Genomic DNA, 19,522 nt, shown 5'->3' with positions numbered 1-19,522 from the left:
TGCGGACGAAGTCGCGCTACATGTAAACAGACCAATGGACATCCGACCCGTGCTCCTGCAGTCTGAGCTGTTCAAAGCTCTGACCTGTGAAAGTGGAACGTCGCAAGCTCGCGCCTATTTGCACCGTATTGAAGCATAGAGCAATGTTTGAAGAGAGAAGCAAATCCCGACCGCGCGTCGTAGTCGTGGGAACAGGCGGCACTATTGCATCTTCCGCGACCGTTTCCACAGACTTTCACAACTACGATGTCAGCGACTCCATCGAGCAGATCCTGGCAGCCGTCCCGGAAGCCGCCGAACTCGCCGACCTTTGCGGAGTGCAGGCAGTCAACATCAGCAGCCACAGAATCGACAACTCGATTCTTTTAAGCCTCGCGCGTCGCGTCTCAGAGGCGCTAGACGATCCCGGCACAGATGGCGTTGTCATCACCCACGGCACGGATACACTCGAGGAAACTGCCTATTTCCTGCATCTCGTGCTTCGAACGACCAAGCCCGTTGTGGTGGTCGGCGCGATGCGTCCGGCCAGGTCGCTGAGCTCGGATGGAGCACTCAATTTTTTCAATGCCGTCGCCACAGCCACAACACAGTCTTCCCGGGGCAAGGGTGTTCTGGTGGTGGCCAACGGTCACATCTACGGCGCTCGTGACGTCATGAAGCGGGACACATCCTCAATCGACGCCATTCAGGGATCGAAATTCGGCATACTGGGTGAGGTCCGGGAACATGCCGCCCAATTCTTCCATTCTCCGGTACAGCGGCATACTGCATCCAGCGAATTCGAGATCAACCGCCTGCAGGAACTTCCTCAGGTTGATATTCTGTTCGATCATCAGGCGGCGGGCACTCACCTTTGCCGGGCATCCGTAGAGGCTGGTTCCAAGGCGATCGTCGTCGCAGGCATGGGCAACGGAAGCTTGTCGCCCGGGCTACGCAAAGGTGCCGCGCTTGCGCGCGATGCCGGTGTCATCTTCATTCGCGCCAGCAGATCCGGTCAGGGCATCGTGGCGCCGCTGCACAGCGATGCAGAGCTGGGCATCATCACGGCAGGTTCTCTACCGCCACAAAAGGCGAGAATCCTGGCGATGCTCGGCATCGCCCACGCCAAAGACATCGAGCAGTTGCAGAGGGCTTTCGATAGCTATTGAGGAGCCCGGCTTTGGTTCGAACGCAATCCAAGTCGCAGGCCACTCTGGAACACCGACTCGGGCCCCGACAGCGCGTCGAACGAAAATGCGGACCAGGACGTCCCTGGTCCGCGTGAGTCTACCGGACCCGCTCGCCATTCATGTACACGGCATCGAGCGCCATGGCTTCGATCCCCTGGCTGGCAAGGATCTTTCGATACTCGCCGTTTTCCATAAGCACCTTGAGCGCGGCTGCGTAGGCATCACGCACGCTCACCTCGCTCCTTGCGAAACCAATGCCCTGGTAGACGTCGGCGAACGGCTCGCCGATCAGGAAATACGTGTCCTTCTCCTGATTCATTATGAAAGGAAGCGTTTCCGAGCCCTGGACGACCGCGTCAACGCGCCCCTGCCTGAGTTGAGTGCGAGCGTCGGCTGAGCTTTGGGTGCCGAAAATGACGATAGGCGGTCTGCCCGACTTTTCGCAGTTTTGCGCACTCCACTTTATGGCTTGATCCGGGAACAGTGTAACCCTGCTCATGCCAATGGTCTTGCCACAAAGGTCGACCGGCGTCTTGAACTCGTTCTTTCGCGAAACAACACTGTAGAACTGCGGGCCCGACTTCATGTAATCGACGAAATCGAGTGATTCGCGGCGCTTTGGAGTGTCAGCCATACCCGAATGGATGACATCGACCCGGCCGGTAGTCACAGCCGAGATCATCTGTTCGAAGGCAGTTTCTGTCCACACGACCTCCACGCCGAGCTGTTTGGCGAGCGCTCGGCCCAAGTCGATGTCCGCACCCTTCAGTTCGCCCGTCCCTGGATCCTTGTATTCCATCGGCGGATAAACCGGCTGGGTTGCGACAATCACCTTTCCGGCGGCTTTTATGCGTTCGGGCAACTCGGCGGCCACAACCGTCGTCATGCCAAGCCACGCAATGACCATGCCCACAAAACACTTATTCATTCATTAGCTCCTCTCTCTGCGATCTCACGTCGGCTTCCACACTGCGGCTCTAGTTCTCTGACTACAGCCGTGCCGGCAATTTTCGGAGTGATGAGATCTCCAATTCCGCCCTTCGCCAGCGAACGCTTTCAAAACTAATGCTCGTGGCGTCCCGATTACCCAGCCAGGACTTCCCGCGCTTCCGGAAGCTCCCATATTCTGCCAATCGCAGCCGCGCCTGCCGAAGTAATCGCGGCTTCATCGCCCTGGCCGTAATGGCCTTGGTCGACGAGCACCCGGCCATCGACGATCACCTGATCGATATTGGCGCGGTTGGCGAGCGCCACGAGGGCGCGCCGGGGATCGTATAGCGGCTGAAGGTGCGGATGCGTCATGTCGACGACGGTGAGATCGGCGGTTGCGCCCGGTGTGATCGTGCCGAGGTCCGGCCGGTTGATGATGCCGGCCGCGGTCGCAGTGACCGACTCGATCAGCTCCGGCGAATTCGCCACATCGGCGCGCTGCGATGACGTCTTCGAGATGATCGAGGCGGCGTTGAGCTCGCCGAGCAGGTCCATGTTGTAGCCGTCGGTCCCAACCACCGTCCGGACGCCGTGCTCGGCAAAACGGCTGAACGGCGCGGTGACGCCTCGGCGCGCAAACACCCGCGGGCAGTTCAACACGGTCGCGCCGCGCGCCGCCATCAGCTTCAGGTCGTCGTCCGTGCAGGCAATGCAGTGTGCCGCGAGCAGGTCCGGTGCAAGGAGCCCAAGCCAATCCAGATATTCCGCCGGCGTGCGCCCACCATACCGTTTGCCGATGGTCTCGACCTCGGCACGGCTCTGCGCGAGATGCGTCGTGATGGGAACGCCAAGCTCGCGCGCCCGCGCCGCGCAGGCCTTCAGCAGGTCGGGACCGCAAGTGTCGGTCGCATGCGGACTCATCGCGAGCCCAATGCGTCCTTCGCCGCGGCCATGCCAACGTTGATAGAGCGCGTCCCAGGTCACCAGGTCGGCTGCGCCGTCGTCGCCAGCATAATGGACCACGCCGTCCGGACCGGCCTTGGCATCGGACGTCGAGAACAGATAGGGCGCGCCATAGAAGCGGATGCCCATCTCCTCAGCGGCGTCAAACATCTCCGGAATGGTATTGCGGAACGGCTCCATCACGGTGGTTGCTCCCCCTTTTAGGAGCTGGAGGATGCCAAGCCGCGCGATGGCGAGCCGCTCCTCCGGTGACAACAGATCAGCGCCGCGTTTGGTGAGCGGCAACAGCACCGTATAGACGATGCTCTGGTCGTGGCGGCAGCCGTTACCATCCTCGGTGTGGCTGCGTGCCACAGCCTCGCTGAAGCAGTGATTGTGAAGGTTCAACAGGCCCGGCAGGATGAAACGGCTAGGCCGGTCATAGACCTGGTCGGCGCGCGGCTTGTTGCGCGTGACCGCGGCGATGGTCTTGCCTTCGAGCAACACCCAGTGGTCGCGCAGAACATGCTGCCGACCATCCTCGCGCGACAGGACATAGCTACCGAAGATTGCGATCGTGCTCATGCGGGGCGTACGTTCCAGAAGACGGGGGTGCCGTCGAGAATGCCGGTGATGCTCTTGCGATAGGCGGTAGGCTGCTTGTACAGGCCGATCGGAAGATAGGGAATTTCCTCGAAGGCGAGCGCCTGGATGTCGCGGCAGATTCGCTGCTGCTCGGCCAGATCGGATGCTGCAAGCCACTGACTGCGCAAGTCTCCCATTTTCTCGCTCGCGTACCAGCCGGCCACCTTGCCCTCGCCGCGCAGGTTGGAGTTGCCGGCCGGATTGAGCCAATCGATCCCCTGCCAGTTGGCGACCGCAGCGCTCCAGCCGCCCTGCCCGATCGGATCCTTCTTGAGCTGGCGTTGCAGCACGACCGCGAAATCCAGCGCCGCGTATTCGACGTTCATGCCGGCCCTGCGCAGCGTGTCGGCCGCGATTTCGCCGAGCGGCCGCTGCGCCAGCGAATTGGTGGGAACGAGCAGCACGATCTTCTCACCATTGTAGCCAGCCGTCTTCAGGTCCGCCTTGACCTTGGCGAAGTCGCGCGGTCCGCGGAAGATATCGAGGCCGACGTCGCTCGCCATCGGCGTCCCCGGCGCAAAGAAGCCAATCGGCGACACCTGGTAGGCCGGATCGGTACCCGCGACGGCGGTCATGAACGAGGACTGGTCGATGGCGCCGAGGAGCGCGCGGCGGATGGCGGGATTGTCGAACGGCGGCTGCAAATGATTGAGACGCAGCATGCAGGTATAGCCTCTCGGATCGAGGATCCGCGTCTCGATATCGCCGGCCGCCTTGATGACCGGCAAGAGATCATGCGGCGTCGTTTCCTGCCAGTCCTGTTCGCCAGTCTGGAGTGCGGCAACACCGGTGCCGGCATCCGGCGTCGTGGTCCAGATCACGCGCTCGTAGTGCACGATCTTGGGACCGGCGGTCCAGTCCGGCTTGCCATCGGTGCGGGGCTGATAGCGTTCGAAGCGAGCATAGGCGTTGCGCACGCCTTGCACGCGCTCGTCCGCAAGGAAGCGGAACGGGCCGCTCCCGACGACCTCGGTAAGCGGCTTGAAGGGATCCTGGCTTGCGAGCCGCTCCGGCATCATGAAACAGGCGTTGATCGCGGCCTTGCCGAGCGCCTGCGGCAGCAACGGGAACGGGCGCTTGAGGCGGAAGCGGATGGTGTGATCGTCAGTGGCGGACAACTCGTCGGTCGCCGCCATCAGCTCGCCGCCGAAGCCGTCGCGGGCCGCCCAGCGCCGGATGCTCGCAACGCAGTCGCGCGCCAGCACGCGTTCGCCGTCGTGCCAGAACAGACCATCGCGCAGCGTGAGGTCCCACTGCCGTCCGTCATCCGACACGACATGACCGGACAGCATCTGCGGCGAGACCTCGAGCGACGCGCTCATGCCGTAGAGCGTGTCGTAAACCATGAAGCCGTGGTTTCGCGAGACCTGCGCGGTCGAATAGATCGGGTCGACGAAGGCAAGATCGATCACCGGGATGAAGTGCAACGTGGTCTGCTCTTCGGCGCGCAAGATTCCCGGAAATGAGAGCGCCGGGACAGCGGCTGCAGCTTTGAGCAGGGAGCGGCGGGAGATCGGCATCGAACAAGACTCCTAGGACGAGAAACGTGCCAGACGGCCGACCGGCCCGCCGAGCACTTCGTCGTCGCGCATCACGGTGTGGCCACGGATGATGGTTGAGACCGGCCAGCCCGCGATCTTCTTTCCGGCGAACGGCGTCCAGCCGCAGGGGGAGACGATCCAGGAGTCCTCGATCGTGCGCTTCGCCTTCATGTCGACCAGCGTGAAGTCGGCATCGTAGCCCGCAGCCAGGCGTCCCTTGCCGACGAGGCCATAGACGCGGGCGGGCCCGGCCGCCATGAGGTCGACGAGGCGCGACAGCGGCAGGCGGCCGGCGTTGACGTGATCGAGCATGATGGGGACCAGCGTCTGCACCCCGGTCAGCCCGGCCGGGCAATCCGGCCAGGGCAGTTCCTTGGCGGCGCGCGAATGCGGCGCGTGATCGCTGCCGATCGTATCGACGATGCCGTCGCGCACCGCGGCCCAGCTCGCCTCGCGATGCCGCTCGCCGCGGATCGGCGGATTCATCACACCAAAACCCTTGAGCGTATCGTAACAGTCCGGTGCGACCTGGGTGAGATGATTGACCAGCACCTCGACAGTCGCGACGTCGCGATAGTCGCGCAGATAGTTCAGCTCTTCCGCCGTCGAGACGTGGAGGATGTGCGCCGGTCGACCTGTCTTGCGCGCCAGCGCCATCAGCCGCCGCGTGCCGAGAAACGCGCATTCCTCGTCGCGCCACTCCATGTGGGTGCGATGCGGCATGCCGCGCGAAAACATCGGCTTGCGCGCCTGGAGACGATATTCGTCCTCGCTGTGAAAGGCGATGCGGCGGCGACCGGCGCGCATGAGCTTCTCGAGATGCTCGTCGTCCTCCACGAGCAGCGACGCGGTCGAGCTGCCGGCGAACACCTTGATGGCGCAAACGCCGTGCTGGCTCTCCAGCTGCGCGAGTTCGCCGATATTGGTCTTGGCGCCGGCGATGTAGAGGCCGATGTCGCACCAGCTTTGCTGTTCAGCAAAACCGCGCTTCCAGTCGAGCCGCTCCTGATCGATGATCGCGGGATTGGTGTTTGGCATGTCGAACAGTGTCGCGATGCCGCCGAGCACCGCCGCGCGCGTGCCGGTCGCCAAGGTCTCGACCGCGGGATCGCCGGGATCGCGCAGATGGACGTGACTGTCGATCAGGCCGGGCAGGACGTGCAGCCCGCTGGCGTCAACTACCTGATCGGCCGTGTCGGCCGATGTCGCGGACAGCGTCGCGATGCGCCCATCAAAGATTCCGACATTGGCGGCTTCCTCACCCCAGGGCGTGACGCAGATGCCGTTCCGGATCAAAAGGTCAAAATGCATCGTCAGCCTTTCATGATTTCAGCAAGACGGCGCCGATCGCGGCCGCGACCGCCTGCTGCGCCGGCTCGACGACGGGAACGCCGATCGCCTGTTCGATCGCGGATCGATGCGAGGCCATGCCCGCGCACCCCATCACGACGACATCGGCGCCACGCTGCGCGACCAGCGCCCGGCCCGCCTCGATCAACCTGTCGCGGATATCAGCGCCGGCCGTCTCCGCGGCACTGGCGCCGACCGACCAGCTTCCGGCATAGCGGCCGTCGACGCCGATCTGCCGCACCATCCGCTGTTGGCGACCGATGCTCGACGGCGACAGCGCGATGATGCCGAACCGCTCGCCTAGCGTCAGCGCGCGCAAGATGCCCCACTCGGCGATGCCCATCACCGGCCGGCTGCCCGCCGCCTCCCGCGCCGCATGCAGGCCGGGATCGCTGAAGCAGGCGATCACGAATGCGTCCGCATCGTCGCGCGCGATGCGGCCAGCCAGCGGCATGACGACGCTGTCGGCATCGCGTTGCGAGGTGATGCTGGGCGGCCCCTCGGCCAAACCGACCACCACAATCTCCGGGCCACCCGCAATCCGCAACGGCGCGACGGCGTCATCGATTGCCGCCGTGACCGCCGCGGAAGAATTCGGATTGATCGTCAGGATGCGACGGCGGGTCATGGCGCTGCTCAACGGTTGCCGGCCTCATGGCGCTGGAAGTTCGCCGCGATCGCTTCGCCGGTCGTGATCCACAGATCCGGGCACGATTTGGCATAGGTCAGGAACTCTCGCAGCAGGCGCAGCCGCATCGGACGGCCGCTGCATTGCGGATGCAGCACGGTTGTCACCATCGCGCCCCAATCCCTGACCTCGTCGAGCTCATCCTTCCAGATCGAGAGCACGTGCTCCTTGGGGAAGATCGAGCGTGGGCTGAAGCGGGCGGACAGGCCATGCATCCAGTCGTCATAGCTCGCGGTCACCGGAAGCTCGATCGTTCCCGGCTTCCCGTCCGCGAGGCGATGGCGATAGGGCCGCACGTCGTCGCGGAACGAGGAGGTGTAGACGATGCCATGGCGCACCAGCGCCGCGCGCAATTCCTCGGTGAATTCGCCATAAGGTGCGCGGTAGCCGATCGGCTTGACACCAAGCCGGCGCTTCAGCGCCTCAAAGCCGCGCTCCAGCTCCTCCTCGATCCACGGATCGCCGGGGTCGGGCAAGAGATGGTGATAGCCATGATGGCCGATCTCGTGCCCGGCCTTGAGAATGGCCTCGGCCATCGCCGGATGCGCATCGACCGACCAGCCGGTGACGAAGAACGTGGCCTTCAGGTCCAGTTGGCTCAGCAGCTCCAGGAGTTTCGGCGTGCCGACGCGCGCCTCATAGCCGCCATAGCTCATGGTGATGAGGCGCTGCGCATGCACAGCGTCCTTGCTGGTCCACGCACTTTCCGCGTCCACGTCGAACGACAGGAACATCGCTGACGTGTAGGGTTTTGGCCAGGGATAGTCCGGCGCCGGGTCCGCGATATTCGCCGGGACGAGCGGGATGCTTGCGAGTGCTTTACTGTCCAGCATTGATGGTCGCCTTCTCTATTCCGTTGCCGTTCAATTTCCACTTTGCAAGCAGGGCACGATAGGTGCCATCGGCGATCAGCGCGTCGACCGCTTCCGCCATCGCCTGCTGCAGTGCCTTCTCCTTGACGGGCAGGGCAATCCCGGTAAATCCGGGCGCGAACATCGTGCCGACCGGTGCATAGGCTCCGGGCTCGAGGTCCATGATGTAGGGCAGCGTCTCGCTGCCCTGGACGGCGGCGTCGATGCGCCCCTGCCTGAGCTGGGTTCGGGCATCGGCCGAACCGTCGGTGCCGACGAACTGAATCGGATTGCTGCCGCAATGCGCCTCGCTCCATGCGGCGACCTGCACCGGGAAACTGGTCCGGCGGCTGGCGCCAACCTTCTTGCCGCAGAGCGCGGCCGTATCCTTGAACTCGGCCGCATGCGACTGCTGGACGAAGAAATGCGGGCCGCTGCGCAGATAATCGACGAAGGTCGCGGTTTCGTGCCGGCTCGCATAGTCGCTCATGCCGGACAGGACGGCGTCCACCCTCCCGGTCGCAATCGACGACATGAACTGATCGAAGCTCGTCTCCTGCCACTCGATCTTGACGCCGAGCTTGCGGCCCAACGCCTCGCCAAGCTCGACGTCAAAGCCGGACAGGGCGCTGGTGGCGGGATCGCGGAACTCCAGCGGCGGATAGTTCGGCACGATGGCAACCCTGATGCTGCCCCGCTTGGTGATTTCCGCAGGCAACTCGATCGCCATCGCAGAATTTGCCATGGCCCATCCGAACACCAACGCAACAACAGTCAGCCTGATCATCCAATCGCCCTCATCAGATCACCGCAGAAAGAAAGGCCCTGGTGCGCGCCTCGCGGGGCGCACCGAGAACGTCCGATGCCGTCCCGGACTCGACGATCGTGCCATGATCCATGTAGACGACGCGGTCAGCGACCTCGCGCGCAAAGCCGAGCTCATGCGTCACCACCATCATGGTCATGCCGCTCTGTGCGAGCTCCTTCATGACTGCAAGCACCTCGCCGACGAGCTCCGGATCGAGCGCGCTGGTCGGCTCGTCGAACAGCATCAGCATCGGCTTCATCGCCAGCGCCCGGGCGATCGCAACGCGCTGCTGCTGGCCGCCGGAGAGCTGCGCAGGATAGGCATCCGCCTTCGCCGAAAGTCCGACGCGTCGCAACAGCTCCATCGCCTCGGCGCGCACCTCGTCGGATTTGCGGCCCTGCACCTGCAGCGGGCCCTCGGTGATATTTTCCAACGCCGTCTTGTGCGGAAAGAGATTGAAACGTTGAAATACCATGCCGGTCTTGAGGCGCTGCCGCGCGATCTGGCGCTCGGTCAGGCGGCGCAACCGCCCGCCGTCCTCGCGCACGCCGAGCAGCTCGCCGTCGAGCCAGATGCCGCCGCTGTCGATCGTGGTGAGCTGATTGATGCAGCGGAGCAGCGTCGTCTTGCCCGAACCGGACGCCCCGATCAGGCACATCACCTCGCCTGCCCAGACGTCCAGCGAGACGGCTTTGAGAGCCTGAAACTCTCCAAAATTCTTGCTGACGGACCGGATCGCGACGAGGGGTTTTGTCATCGGGCGAACTGCATGGTGCCGCGGGCAAAACGACGTTCGAGCAGCATCTGCAACGGCGTCAGGATCGACACGACCAGCAGATACCAGAGACCGGCAACGATCAGCAGCTCGATCACGCGTGAATTGGCGTAATAGATGTTCTCGGCGTTGTGCAGCACCTCCGGATACTGGATCACGCTGGCAAGCGAGGTCGCCTTCACCATGCCGATGAATTCGTTGCCGAGCGGTGGGATCACCACCCGCATCGCTTGCGGCAGGATGATCCTGCGAAGCGCACTCAGCCGTCCCATTCCGATCGCCTGCGCCGCCTCATATTGTCCGATGTCGACCGACAGCATGCCGGCCCGCATCACCTCGGACGTGTAGGCGCCCTGGTTGATGCCGAGCCCAAGCAGCGCCGAGAGGAACGGCGTCATGACGTCGACGGCGCGCGCCGTCCACAGGCCGGGAATGCCGATGGTCGGGAACACCAGCGCGAGGTTGAACCACAGCAGCAGTTGCAGGATCAGCGGCGTGCCGCGGAACAGCCATGTATAGCCCGCGGCAACCGACTTCAGCACCGGATTCGGCGACAGCCGCATGATCGCGACCACCACGCCCAGCACAATGCCGAGCGCCATGGCGAGCACGGCAATCACCATGGTGTTGACGATCCCTTCAAGGATCACCTTGGCGGTCAGGAAGCGACTGACAAAGGACCACTCGATCTGGCCGCCGGCGAAGGCCCGGCCGATCGCCGCCAGCACCACGAGGATCGCGGCCGCAGCGAGCCACCGCCGCCAATGCAGCTCGCGTGCGGTCTGCATCTGCGAGAGATCTGCAAATCCCTCCGCGAGGGTTGGCGCCATCCTCATTGCGGAGCCGCATTCATCAAGGGCTGGGCCACGGCGTTGGCTCCCAATCCCCATTTGTCGAGGATCTTCTTGTAGGAGCCATCCGCGATCATGGCCGCGAGCTTTTCCGTGACGACTTCGCGCAAGGCCGTGTCGTCCTTGCGGAACATGATGCCCTGATAGCCGGTGGCGAAGGGCTCGCCGACCACACGGTACTTGCCGGCTTCCTGCGCTTGCGCATAGGGCAGCGTTTCGCTGCCCTGCACGGCGGCGTCGATGCGGCCCTGCTTGAGCTGGTTACGAACATCGATCGAGTTCTCGCCCGGAACGTACTGGATGGCCGGCTTGCCGCCCGCCTCGCAGTTCTGCTTGCTCCACTTCTCGATCTCGATGGGAAAGCTTGTGCTGCGCGTCGTTCCGACCTTCTTGCCGCAGAGATCGGTGGCCGCCTTCGCCTCACTGTCCGCCATCACAAAGAACTGCGGACCGGTCGTCAGATAGTCGATGAAGTCAGCGGTCTCGCGCCGCGAGCTGCGGTCCGAGATCCCGCTGATGATGAAATCGGCGCGCTTAGTCTGCAACGACGGGATCAGCTCGGCGAACGGCGTTTCGCTCCACACGATCTTGAGGCCACCGAGCCGTTTGGCGATCTCATTGGCAAGGTCGATGTCGAGCCCGACGAGCTCATTTGAGGCGGGATCACGGTACTCCATCGGCGCGTAGGTCGAGTTGACCGTCAACCGCAATGCGCCCGACTGCTTGATCTCCGCCGGGAGCTCGGCTGCCCGCGCTCCGACCGCGGCGGCAAGCGCGGCTAGTCCGACGATAATCGAGAGGCGTGTCATGTCAGCTCCTTTTGCCGACGCCGCGACCGGCTGCATCACGTCAATCCGCATCGAGTACGGCCGGCTCGATGACGCCGGCGCGTTCGGTGATCACCCTGTACTGCTCTGGCCGCCGATGAGCGGCGAAATTGAACATCTTGTCCTTGCCCTGGCGGCAGAGATCGAGGTCGATGTCGGCGACAATCACCTCGTCCGCCAATGTCTCAGCCTGGGCAACGATGCGGCCGTTCGGATCGACGATGCAGGAGCCGCCGATCAGCCCCGAGCCATCCTCCTCGCCGGCCTTGGCCACGGAGATCGCCCAGGTCGCGTTCATGTAGGCATTGGCCTGCGTGACCAGCGTCGAATGGAAGGTGCGAAGTGCTGCATCTTCCGTGGTGCCGCCATTTGGATCATAAGCCGCCGAATTGTAGCCGATGCAGACGAGCTCGACGCCCTGCAAGCCCAGCACGCGCCAGGACTCCGGCCAGCGGCGGTCGTTGCATATCATCATGCCCATGATTGCATGAGCCCATGCCGATCCCGCGCGGAAGGCCGGAAAGCCGAGGTCGCCATATTCGAAATAGCGCTTTTCGAGCTGCTGGTACCGCGCCCCCAGTCGCGGCTCGACCGAGCCAGGCAGGTGCACCTTGCGATAGCGACCGAGAATGTCGCCGTCGCGGTCGACGAGGATGGAGCAATTGTAGCGACGGCCATCGGGGGTCAGCTCCGCATAGCCGACGTAGAAGCCGACGCGGAGCGCGCGGGCGCGCTCGAACAGCGGCGCGACGGCCGGGTTCGGCATGGCAGGCTCGAAATATCGGTCAAGCGCCTCGCCTTCGATGAGCCAGCGTGGAAAGAAGGTCGTGAAGGCGAGCTCGGGAAAGACCACAAGGGTTGCACCGCCCGCGGCTGCCTCTTCCAGCAGCCTGAGCATCCGGGCCAGCGTAGCCCTGCGCGAGTCCCCTTTTTGCGTCGGTCCCATCTGGGCGGCGGCAGCGCGAAGGATACGGGCCAACATTGCCTCCAATATGTGCGCGCTGCCGCCTTCATAAGCGAAGAACCGATTGATACAGCGTGCAAATCCGCGGCCATTACGCGGAATCGTGGCGCCTAATGCAATCATTTGCGCTATGATATTTTGGCCGAGAGTATAATCTGGATTTATATGAATCTGCGTCAACTCGAGATCCTTCGTGCGGTCATTCGCCATCGGACAACGGTCGCGGCGGCGGACGAGCTGGCATTGTCGCAGCCTGCGGTCAGCAACGCGCTGAAGACCATGGAGGCACAGGCGGGCTTCGCGCTGTTCGAGCGGGTCAACAACCGGCTGTTTCCGACCGTCGAGGCGATGGCGCTCTACAAGGAGAGCGAAGCGATCTTTGCGCTGCACGCCAAACTCGAAAGTCGCGTGCGGGACTTGCGGGAAAACCGGTCGGGACATTTGTCGATCGTGGCCACTCCGCCGCTCGCCTACAGCGTCATTCCGCCTGCGCTTTCGGGCTTCCTGCAGCGTCGTCCCCAGACACGGATGTTCTTCGACGTGCGACGCTATGAAGGCATTATCGAAGGCGTGCTCAGCCACGTCGCTGAGCTCGGCTTTGCGCTCGGTCTTTCGCATCATCCGGGCATTGCGCACGAGGTGGTTCACACCGGTGAAATGGTTTGCGTGCTGCCGCCTCGCCATCCCCTTGCCGAACGGCCGATGATCTCCGCGACCGATCTTGTCGGCTTGCCCCTGATCGGATTGGAGCGCGGAACGCGACTGGGCGAAGCCGTGCGCAACAGTTTTGCGGACGCCGGAGCGCCATTCCAACCGACGGTCGAGGTGCGATACTGCAACACGGCCTGCGTTCTGGCGGCCGCCGGGGTCGGCGCGGCCGTCGTCGATCCATTCTCGCCACGTCAAAGCAGCAACGGCCTGATTGTCCGCCCCTTCACGCCCAGGACGCTCGCAATCGCCTACATGTTGTGGTCGGAAGCTGAGCCCTTGTCGCGTTTGGCCAAGGCATTCCTGAACGAAGTTCGCCAAGCAAGCCGCCAACTGGACTGATATTTCGCAAGGCTGATCCATCTTCAACCAGCGGCGAAGACGGATATTGCCTGCTCCAGCGCCGCATGAGCGCGCTCCACCTGTTCCTCCAAACCGTCTAACAGCCGTGCGTCGGCATCGACCTTGCCACGCGCCGTCTTCACCTCGCGACTGATCGCCTCGTGAGCCGGACCGCCCAGCAGTTTGCGGCGGCCTACGAACGCTGCGGGATTCATCGCATCGGAAAAGATCTCCGGCCGAAGACTAGGCCTCCTCGCCCGGCGTCTTGGTGAGATAGTGGCGCATTAGCCAAGAAATCGCTCTCCCGATGCTCCCACGAAATTGCCGCCTCTTCTTCAATGGGCAGCGGACTCCGCCATTTCCAAATGACGCCACCAAGAAGGAGAATTTCTCCTGTAAAATCAAATGGCTGGGGCGGGAGGGATCGAACCTCCGAATGGCGGAATCAAAACCTGCTTGATGATTCAACGATATCAACGCGTGTTTGAAAAAAGCAGAGAATTGTACCCCAGCAATCGGAGATTTCCGGCGACGCCGTAATAGCCATAGTGGCCGCGCAGGACGACGTTGATTTCATCGGCCTGGTCACTGATCTTGTAATGCCGTATTCGCCGCATCAGCTCCTGCAGAGACATAAGGCTGCGCCTTAGCCGAGATTTCTCGGTACGCATCCCAACCTTGAAGTTGCCTCTTTGGTTTCGCGTGCAATAGAGCGTTAGACCCAGAAAGTAGATTGTTTCCGGGCGGTCTCTGCCGCGTTTGCCCGCGTGTCTTTGCGCGAACCGACCAAACTCGACCAACTTGGTCTTGGTCGGCTCTAGAGTGAGGCCGAACTTCCCCAACCGAAGACGCAAGGCCTCCTGTACGCGGATGGCGTCCGATCGATATTGGAAGCAGATCACAAAGTCGTCGATATAGCGCACCAGTCGGGCTTCGCCCCGCAACCGGCCCTTCACCACGCGTTCGAACGAGGTCGAGAACGTAATGAAGGTAGAGGTTGCTCAAAAGCACACTGATCGATCCGCCTTGTGGCGTCCCTTGTTCGCTCGGATGCACCGCTCCGTCTTCCAAGATGCCCGCTTTCAACCAGCGCCGGATCAAGCTGATCAGGCGCGGATCACCGACTCGATGTTCGACAAACCGGAGGACCCAATCATGATCGAGACTCCCGAAGAAGTTCTTCAAATCCGCCTCCAACACCCAGCTGATCATGCCGCCGGCGATGACCTCATTGAGGGTCGCCAAGGCGTGATGGGCGCTGAGCTTCGGCCTGCCGCCGAACGAGCTGGGCAAGAAGTCCTGCTCGTAGATGGCGGACAACACCTCAGCCGTGCTGCGCTGGAGGGCCCGGTCGGCGACAGTTGGAACCCCGAGGGGGCGCTTCTCCGTCTTACCGGGCTTGGGGATATAGACACGCCGAATGTTCGGCGCCCGATATCCCTGTCGGTGGATGGATTGGAGCATCGGCTCGATCCATCCGTCGAAGCTCTCCCTCGCCGCCTCCACCGTCTGTCCGTCCACCCCGGCGGCGGAGCGCTTCGGAATCTGTAATAGATTCTTTTGCACTCGGTCGCGCGTGATGTGATGGGCCAACGAGGTGAAGCGAAGATTTGGCTCGCGCCGAGCTTTCACTGCTATTTGTTCAAGTTTCGTTTCCATGGTCAGCTGATCTTCTCTTAGAATAGAAGGCCGTGACTCCCGTTGAATGGAGCCCATGTCGCCCAAGAACAATTCATCTACCGCTGACCGCTTCCCCATGTAGTCGGCTCTCCCGACCTCCGAGTACTATCAGTCAGTCTGACTTCCACCCGGTCATCAGACCCTTCTCACCTCATCGGCTTGGCAGGTCCTACAAGCTTGCGCTTGAACCGGATGGATCTCCCTTGTTCACGTTGCTTCCTTTGGTTGCATGCTGGCGGTACGAACCCCGCGAGCACCTCAGCCCGCTCGCGATGACGCGGGTTGCGATTCCGCCCTCCCCTTTGAGAGACAGGGTCGGCTACTCCGATCACGTTCGATTTCGGGGCTATCTTCCCGTTCACTTGATTCCGGCCTGCAACCTCCCTGTCTACGCTTCGCAACGGCCGTTACCGGACGCCACGCAAGACTCGGTTCGCGGCTGCTCGCTAGGCTTTGCCGCGGCCGTCATCGCAGACGGCAGACTTCAACGCGCTTGCAAGGCGCAACCCTCTCAGATCCGGACGTGCAGCTTTCCCGCATCCGGCTCCTCTGACGAGTAACTGGATCAGGCCATTTGGTGACGCCAGTCGTGTACATGCCCGATCGGTATCGGGAAGACCTTCAAGATCGCGCTGAACCGCTCCCACGACAGCTTCGGCCGTTGGCTTCGCCGGAGTAGGACTCGCCGCCACGCCTTCATTACTTGAAGACGGAAGCGACCGAGGCAGGTGCTGTTGCCAGGGATGCGCTAGATCAAACGCGAAAAAATGTCGCTCATGATCGGTTAGAGCGACACATGAATGCCGGAGCGGGTAAGGCGGTGCGCCACGTGGGTTCATCGGACTCAAGGATAGATCGTGGTGCTGTTTAGGGACAAATAATCAGGATCGCCTTTGTCGTTGGCTGACTACCTCGCCGAGGCAACAGCGGCCGCTGGTATGGACGCTGGATCGCAATAGGTTCGACGGAAACTGTCGAAGAATTTGATGCCAAACTCCGTTCCGATGCTCTCCGGATGAAACTGGACCCCCTCAATGCTGTAGTGCCGGTGCCGCACACCCATAACATAACCATCGTCGGTCGCCAGGGCAGTCACCTCCAGCTCATTCCCGATCCTAGCGCCATCAATGATCAAGGAATGATATCGAACCGCCGTGAGGTCAGGCGGCGCTCCCGCGAAACACCCCCTGCCATCGTGGTTGATGCGGCTGTCCTTTCCATGCATCAGCCGTTTGGCGCGGATGACCTCGGCACCAAAGGCCAAGCCGATCGCTTGATGTCCAAGGCAGACTCCCATGATCGGAATGCGGCCTTTGAAATGATGGATAATATCGACATATCCCGCGTCCGCGGGGTGGCCAGGACCAGGGCCAAGCAGGATCATATCGGGATTCATCCGCTCGATTTTTGCAATCGAGATATAATCATTACGGACAACCGTCGGATTCATGCCAGCCTGACTGAGATATTGCGCAATGATGTAAACGAAGCTGTCATACGCATCCACGACCAAGGTTTTCACATCCGTCCCCTTTTTGCTGAGCTACCGCGCCGGCTCGCCTGTATAATTCTTCGGGAAGTCGGCGCCCGTTATGGCAACAAACGTGCCCGCGAGTTTGCTAAGGGTTTCCTGCCATTCCGATTCGGGTTGCGAGTCTGCGACGACGCCGGCAGACGCCCGAATGAAATACTCGCCGCGACGAAAGAGTGCGGTACGAATACAGAGCGCGAGGACTCCGTCACCACTAAGGGTGATGAGCCCACCCGCACCGGCATAAAAGCTGCGGCGCGTCGACTCGAAACTCTCGATCAGTTCCATGGCCCTGATCTTCGGCGCACCCGTCATCGTCCCCGCCGGAAACGTCGCTCGGATGAAACTGAACACATCTTCCTCAGGTGCAAGAAACGCCCGGACGTTCGAGACGAGATGCAGGACGTGAGAGTAACGCTCGACAACCATGCATTCATCGACGACAAGCGTGCCCGGCTCACAAACACGTCCAAGATCGTTCCGGCACAAATCGATCAGCATAACGTGCTCGGCACGCTCCTTCTCGTCCTGGCGGAGCGCATCGGCGATCTTGGCATCGGTTGAATCGTCGCCCGAGCGTCGCTTGGTGCCCGCAATGGGACGCATCGAGGCCTCATTATTCTCCTTACGAATAAAAAGCTCTGGACTGGCACCGATGACCAAGGTCCCGCATACCGGAGCAAAATACATGTAGGGCGATGGATTGATGCTGCGGAGGCGCCGATACACATCGAAAGGATCCGCGGCGGATTGAATGCGTACTTCGTGACCAAGCTGGATCTGATAGATGTCACCAGCTGCAATGTGCTCCAGGCAATCGCGCACCGTCTCTTCAAACTTTTGCTTCGTCATCGAATCTGTCACACGAGAGGGCGGAACTGCCTGAGGAACGTCAATCGGCTCGACAACGGCGGCGATTTGGTCGCGCAGGGTTTGCGTCGAAAATGGCTCATCGGCCTCATTCTCGAGATACTCGACCTTTGCCGTTCCCTGGACGATGTCGAATGTGAGTGTCCCTCGAAAGAGAGAAAGCGATATGTCCGGCACCTCCGTTTCTTCCGCCGGAATATGTCGCGGCAGCTTCTCGATCAGCCAAGCGGCATCATAAGAAAAAAACGAAAGAAATCCGATGTCGGTCGTCCCCGGTGGCGCGAATTCCTGCCGCAACGCTTTCAAAACATCCCATGTACGATCAGGCTTGATCGTCAGGCCGCTAGCGTCACAGTCAATAAACACACAGCTGTGCGCCCACGCCCGGAACATGCCCACAAATGGGTCTCTTCCCTCGACCAAAAGTGAGCTTCCACGGATGGTTATCTCGGCGACCTTGTCGAATCCGACAAGGGCCACCCGTACGTCACGCCCCGGCCCCGCAAGAGATTCGAGGATGTAGACGCCGTCCGCGCCATACCGCTCGCGCAAGGCGAGATAGGATTGCAGGGGTGTGCAGCCGGTCAAGGTCTCCGACTGCACACGCCATGACGGGCGGCCCGGCAACGCGATCGAATTCATGGTGATACTCATCTCCAACAACGTTGCTGGATTCGCCCAGATACGCCGCTATGCCGCGACCGTTGCGAGCGCTTCACTCATCTTTTCTTCGTCAGGCGTGTCGTCGACCAGCTTCCCTCCGAGGTAGTCGCTGTAGGCTTGCATGTCGAAATACCCGTGGCCACACAGATTGAACAGGATCGTCTTCTTCTCGCCACGCATCTTGCAATCCAGCGCAGCCTCGATTGCGCCCTTGATCGCATGTGTCGCTTCCGGTGCCGGCAGGATGCCCTCAGCCTTGGCGAAGGTCAGACCGGCATCGAAGCACTCAAGCTGCTTGTAGGCGACGGCCTGGATATGCCCGCTGTCGACCAACTGACTCACCAGCGGCGCCATGCCGTGGTAGCGGAGGCCGCCCGCGTGCGTTGCCGGTGGAATAAACGCACTACCCAGGCTGTGCATCTTCAGGAGGGGCGTCATGCGAGCGGTATCGCCGAAATCATAACCGTATTTTCCACGGGTGAGTGAGGGACAGGCTCGACCGCGATAATCTTGACGTCGCGCTCCCCCCTCAGCTTCTCTCCGAGGAATGGGAAGGAAACGCCGGCAAAGTTGCTGCCTCCCCCGGTACATCCGACCACGATATCCGGGTAGTCGCCCGCAAGATCGAACTGCGCCATGGCTTCCTGGCCGATGATTGTCTGGTGCATCAGCACATGATTAAGAACGCTTCCGAGCGCGTATTTCGTATCATCGCGCTGGACAGCTCGCTCGACGGCTTCGCTGATTGCGATTCCGAGGCTTCCCGTGCTGTTGGGATCCGCCTTCAGGATCGCACGTCCCGCCTCAGTGACGTCGCTTGGGCTCGCGATGCACTTCGCGCCGAAGCTCTCCATGAAAGCACGGCGGTAAGGCTTCTGATTGAAGCTTACCCGAACCATGAACACTTCGACTTCGAGCCCGAAGAAATTACCGGCAAGCGACAGCGCCGATCCCCACTGTCCCGCGCCCGTTTCGGTTGTGAGACGCTTCACGCCTTCCTGCTTCGCATAAAAGGCCTGGGGAATGGCGGTGTTGGGCTTGTGGCTGCCCGACGCGCTGACGCCCTCGTACTTGTAATAGATCTTGGCAGGTGTATCGAGCGCCTGCTCCAGTCGGCGGGCACGGTAGAGCGGCGACGGTCGCCATTGGCGATAGAGAGCGCGAACCGGCTCCGGAATCTCAATGCGCCGTTCCTTGCTCAGCTCTTGCTGAATGAGCTCTCGGGGGAACAGCGGCTCAAGCTCGGTGGCACCGATCGGCGCACGCGTTGCAGGGTGAACGAGAGGTGATGCCCCACCCGGAAGATCAGCAGCAATGTTGTACCAGGTTTTTGCGAGATGTTGCTCGTCCAACACGTATTTAACGGTAGTATCCATCACACTCCTCT

Annotated in this window: 17 protein-coding genes and 2 pseudogenes; 2 read left to right on the top strand and 17 right to left on the bottom strand. The window is 61.8% G+C overall.

Annotation, left to right across the window (positions count from 1 at the left end; translation table 11 throughout):
- The first annotated feature begins 143 nt into the window (after positions 1 to 143).
- Complete coding sequence (locus QA640_RS20515; RefSeq protein WP_283042399.1) at positions 144 to 1,148, top strand: asparaginase; 1,005 nt, start codon at positions 144 to 146, stop codon at positions 1,146 to 1,148.
- A gap of 118 nt (positions 1,149 to 1,266) precedes the next feature.
- Here QA640_RS20515 and QA640_RS20510 read toward each other — a convergent pair whose 3' ends face one another.
- From QA640_RS20510 to QA640_RS20460, 11 genes are all read right to left on the bottom strand, one after another.
- On the bottom strand, positions 1,267 to 2,097 hold the full coding sequence (locus QA640_RS20510) for an ABC transporter substrate-binding protein (protein ID WP_283042398.1): 831 nt from the start codon (positions 2,095 to 2,097) through the stop codon (positions 1,267 to 1,269).
- 155 nt (positions 2,098 to 2,252) lie between these two features.
- Complete coding sequence (locus QA640_RS20505; protein WP_283042397.1) at positions 2,253 to 3,626, bottom strand: amidohydrolase family protein; 1,374 nt, start codon at positions 3,624 to 3,626, stop codon at positions 2,253 to 2,255.
- A complete protein-coding gene (locus tag QA640_RS20500) occupies positions 3,623 to 5,206 on the bottom strand; it encodes an ABC transporter substrate-binding protein (protein ID WP_283042396.1) in 1,584 nt (527 codons plus the stop codon). The genes QA640_RS20505 and QA640_RS20500 overlap by 4 nt, the downstream gene beginning before the upstream one ends.
- Positions 5,207 to 5,218: 12 nt before the next feature.
- On the bottom strand, positions 5,219 to 6,538 hold the full coding sequence (locus QA640_RS20495) for a dihydroorotase (RefSeq protein WP_283042395.1): 1,320 nt from the start codon (positions 6,536 to 6,538) through the stop codon (positions 5,219 to 5,221).
- Positions 6,539 to 6,548: 10 nt separating this feature from the next.
- Positions 6,549 to 7,205, bottom strand: coding sequence for an aspartate/glutamate racemase family protein (locus tag QA640_RS20490; RefSeq protein WP_283042394.1), 657 nt, complete (start codon positions 7,203 to 7,205; stop codon positions 6,549 to 6,551).
- Positions 7,206 to 7,213: 8 nt separating this feature from the next.
- Entirely contained in the window at positions 7,214 to 8,098 is an 885-nt protein-coding gene (locus QA640_RS20485) for a polysaccharide deacetylase (RefSeq protein WP_283042393.1), read from the bottom strand.
- On the bottom strand, positions 8,085 to 8,903 hold the full coding sequence (locus QA640_RS20480; RefSeq protein ID WP_283042392.1) for an ABC transporter substrate-binding protein: 819 nt from the start codon (positions 8,901 to 8,903) through the stop codon (positions 8,085 to 8,087). Before QA640_RS20480 ends, QA640_RS20485 begins: the two co-directional genes overlap by 14 nt.
- Positions 8,904 to 8,916: 13 nt before the next feature.
- Positions 8,917 to 9,681 (bottom strand): amino acid ABC transporter ATP-binding protein, encoded by a 765-nt coding sequence (locus QA640_RS20475; protein ID WP_283042391.1) that lies wholly within the window; start codon positions 9,679 to 9,681, stop codon positions 8,917 to 8,919.
- Positions 9,678 to 10,535: an amino acid ABC transporter permease gene (locus QA640_RS20470; protein WP_283042390.1), complete on the bottom strand. Its 858-nt coding sequence runs from the start codon at positions 10,533 to 10,535 to the stop codon at positions 9,678 to 9,680. The genes QA640_RS20475 and QA640_RS20470 overlap by 4 nt, the downstream gene beginning before the upstream one ends.
- On the bottom strand, positions 10,532 to 11,359 hold the full coding sequence (locus tag QA640_RS20465; RefSeq protein WP_283042389.1) for an ABC transporter substrate-binding protein: 828 nt from the start codon (positions 11,357 to 11,359) through the stop codon (positions 10,532 to 10,534). Before QA640_RS20465 ends, QA640_RS20470 begins: the two co-directional genes overlap by 4 nt.
- Positions 11,360 to 11,399: 40 nt before the next feature.
- Positions 11,400 to 12,323, bottom strand: a complete 924-nt coding sequence (locus QA640_RS20460; RefSeq protein WP_283042843.1) for an N-carbamoyl-D-amino-acid hydrolase — start codon at positions 12,321 to 12,323, stop codon at positions 11,400 to 11,402.
- Between the two features lie 183 nt (positions 12,324 to 12,506).
- Here QA640_RS20460 and QA640_RS20455 point away from each other — a divergent pair, with 183 nt between their 5' ends.
- Positions 12,507 to 13,391: a LysR family transcriptional regulator gene (locus QA640_RS20455; protein ID WP_283042388.1), complete on the top strand. Its 885-nt coding sequence runs from the start codon at positions 12,507 to 12,509 to the stop codon at positions 13,389 to 13,391.
- Positions 13,392 to 13,414: 23 nt separating this feature from the next.
- On the opposite strand, the gene QA640_RS20450 is transcribed toward QA640_RS20455, so the two are convergent.
- The 6 genes and pseudogenes from QA640_RS20450 to QA640_RS20420 form a co-directional block, all read right to left on the bottom strand.
- Complete coding sequence (locus tag QA640_RS20450; protein ID WP_283042387.1) at positions 13,415 to 13,606, bottom strand: hypothetical protein; 192 nt, start codon at positions 13,604 to 13,606, stop codon at positions 13,415 to 13,417.
- Positions 13,607 to 13,864: 258 nt separating this feature from the next.
- On the bottom strand, positions 13,865 to 14,347 hold the full coding sequence (locus QA640_RS20445) for a reverse transcriptase domain-containing protein (protein WP_349253750.1): 483 nt from the start codon (positions 14,345 to 14,347) through the stop codon (positions 13,865 to 13,867).
- A 109-nt stretch (positions 14,348 to 14,456) separates the two neighbouring features.
- Positions 14,457 to 14,855: pseudogene (locus tag QA640_RS20440) on the bottom strand (reverse transcriptase domain-containing protein); the annotation flags it as partial.
- A 1,123-nt stretch (positions 14,856 to 15,978) separates the two neighbouring features.
- Positions 15,979 to 16,593: an aminodeoxychorismate/anthranilate synthase component II gene (locus QA640_RS20435; RefSeq protein ID WP_283042386.1), complete on the bottom strand. Its 615-nt coding sequence runs from the start codon at positions 16,591 to 16,593 to the stop codon at positions 15,979 to 15,981.
- Positions 16,594 to 16,614: 21 nt separating this feature from the next.
- Positions 16,615 to 18,114 carry an anthranilate synthase component I family protein gene (locus QA640_RS20430; RefSeq protein ID WP_283042385.1) on the bottom strand — a complete coding sequence of 500 codons (1,500 nt, stop codon included), beginning with the start codon at positions 18,112 to 18,114 and terminating at the stop codon, positions 16,615 to 16,617.
- A 48-nt stretch (positions 18,115 to 18,162) separates the two neighbouring features.
- Positions 18,163 to 19,511, bottom strand: a pseudogene (locus QA640_RS20420) (TrpB-like pyridoxal phosphate-dependent enzyme).
- Positions 19,512 to 19,522: the final 11 nt, after the last annotated feature.

Origin of the sequence: Bradyrhizobium sp. CB82 (assembly GCF_029714405.1) — a bacterium.
Classification (GTDB): domain Bacteria; phylum Pseudomonadota; class Alphaproteobacteria; order Rhizobiales; family Xanthobacteraceae; genus Bradyrhizobium.
The sequence above is the reverse complement of the archived record's forward strand: the minus strand, read 5'-3'. Positions and strand labels throughout refer to the sequence as shown.

What these genes read in the sequence shown, in the direction of transcription:
- QA640_RS20515 (WP_283042399.1), top strand. Translation starts at nt 144, where the DNA reads ATGTTTGAAGAGAGAAGCAAATCCCGACCGCGCGTCGTAGTCGTGGGA.
- QA640_RS20510 (WP_283042398.1), bottom strand. Translation starts at nt 2,097, where the DNA reads ATGAATAAGTGTTTTGTGGGCATGGTCATTGCGTGGCTTGGCATGACG.
- QA640_RS20505 (WP_283042397.1), bottom strand. Translation starts at nt 3,626, where the DNA reads ATGAGCACGATCGCAATCTTCGGTAGCTATGTCCTGTCGCGCGAGGAT.
- QA640_RS20500 (WP_283042396.1), bottom strand. Translation starts at nt 5,206, where the DNA reads ATGCCGATCTCCCGCCGCTCCCTGCTCAAAGCTGCAGCCGCTGTCCCG.
- QA640_RS20495 (WP_283042395.1), bottom strand. Translation starts at nt 6,538, where the DNA reads ATGCATTTTGACCTTTTGATCCGGAACGGCATCTGCGTCACGCCCTGG.
- QA640_RS20490 (WP_283042394.1), bottom strand. Translation starts at nt 7,205, where the DNA reads ATGACCCGCCGTCGCATCCTGACGATCAATCCGAATTCTTCCGCGGCG.
- QA640_RS20485 (WP_283042393.1), bottom strand. Translation starts at nt 8,098, where the DNA reads ATGCTGGACAGTAAAGCACTCGCAAGCATCCCGCTCGTCCCGGCGAAT.
- QA640_RS20480 (WP_283042392.1), bottom strand. Translation starts at nt 8,903, where the DNA reads ATGATCAGGCTGACTGTTGTTGCGTTGGTGTTCGGATGGGCCATGGCA.
- QA640_RS20475 (WP_283042391.1), bottom strand. Translation starts at nt 9,681, where the DNA reads ATGACAAAACCCCTCGTCGCGATCCGGTCCGTCAGCAAGAATTTTGGA.
- QA640_RS20470 (WP_283042390.1), bottom strand. Translation starts at nt 10,535, where the DNA reads ATGAGGATGGCGCCAACCCTCGCGGAGGGATTTGCAGATCTCTCGCAG.
- QA640_RS20465 (WP_283042389.1), bottom strand. Translation starts at nt 11,359, where the DNA reads ATGACACGCCTCTCGATTATCGTCGGACTAGCCGCGCTTGCCGCCGCG.
- QA640_RS20460 (WP_283042843.1), bottom strand. Translation starts at nt 12,323, where the DNA reads ATGGGACCGACGCAAAAAGGGGACTCGCGCAGGGCTACGCTGGCCCGG.
- QA640_RS20455 (WP_283042388.1), top strand. Translation starts at nt 12,507, where the DNA reads ATGAATCTGCGTCAACTCGAGATCCTTCGTGCGGTCATTCGCCATCGG.
- QA640_RS20450 (WP_283042387.1), bottom strand. Translation starts at nt 13,606, where the DNA reads ATGAATCCCGCAGCGTTCGTAGGCCGCCGCAAACTGCTGGGCGGTCCG.
- QA640_RS20430 (WP_283042385.1), bottom strand. Translation starts at nt 18,114, where the DNA reads ATGAATTCGATCGCGTTGCCGGGCCGCCCGTCATGGCGTGTGCAGTCG.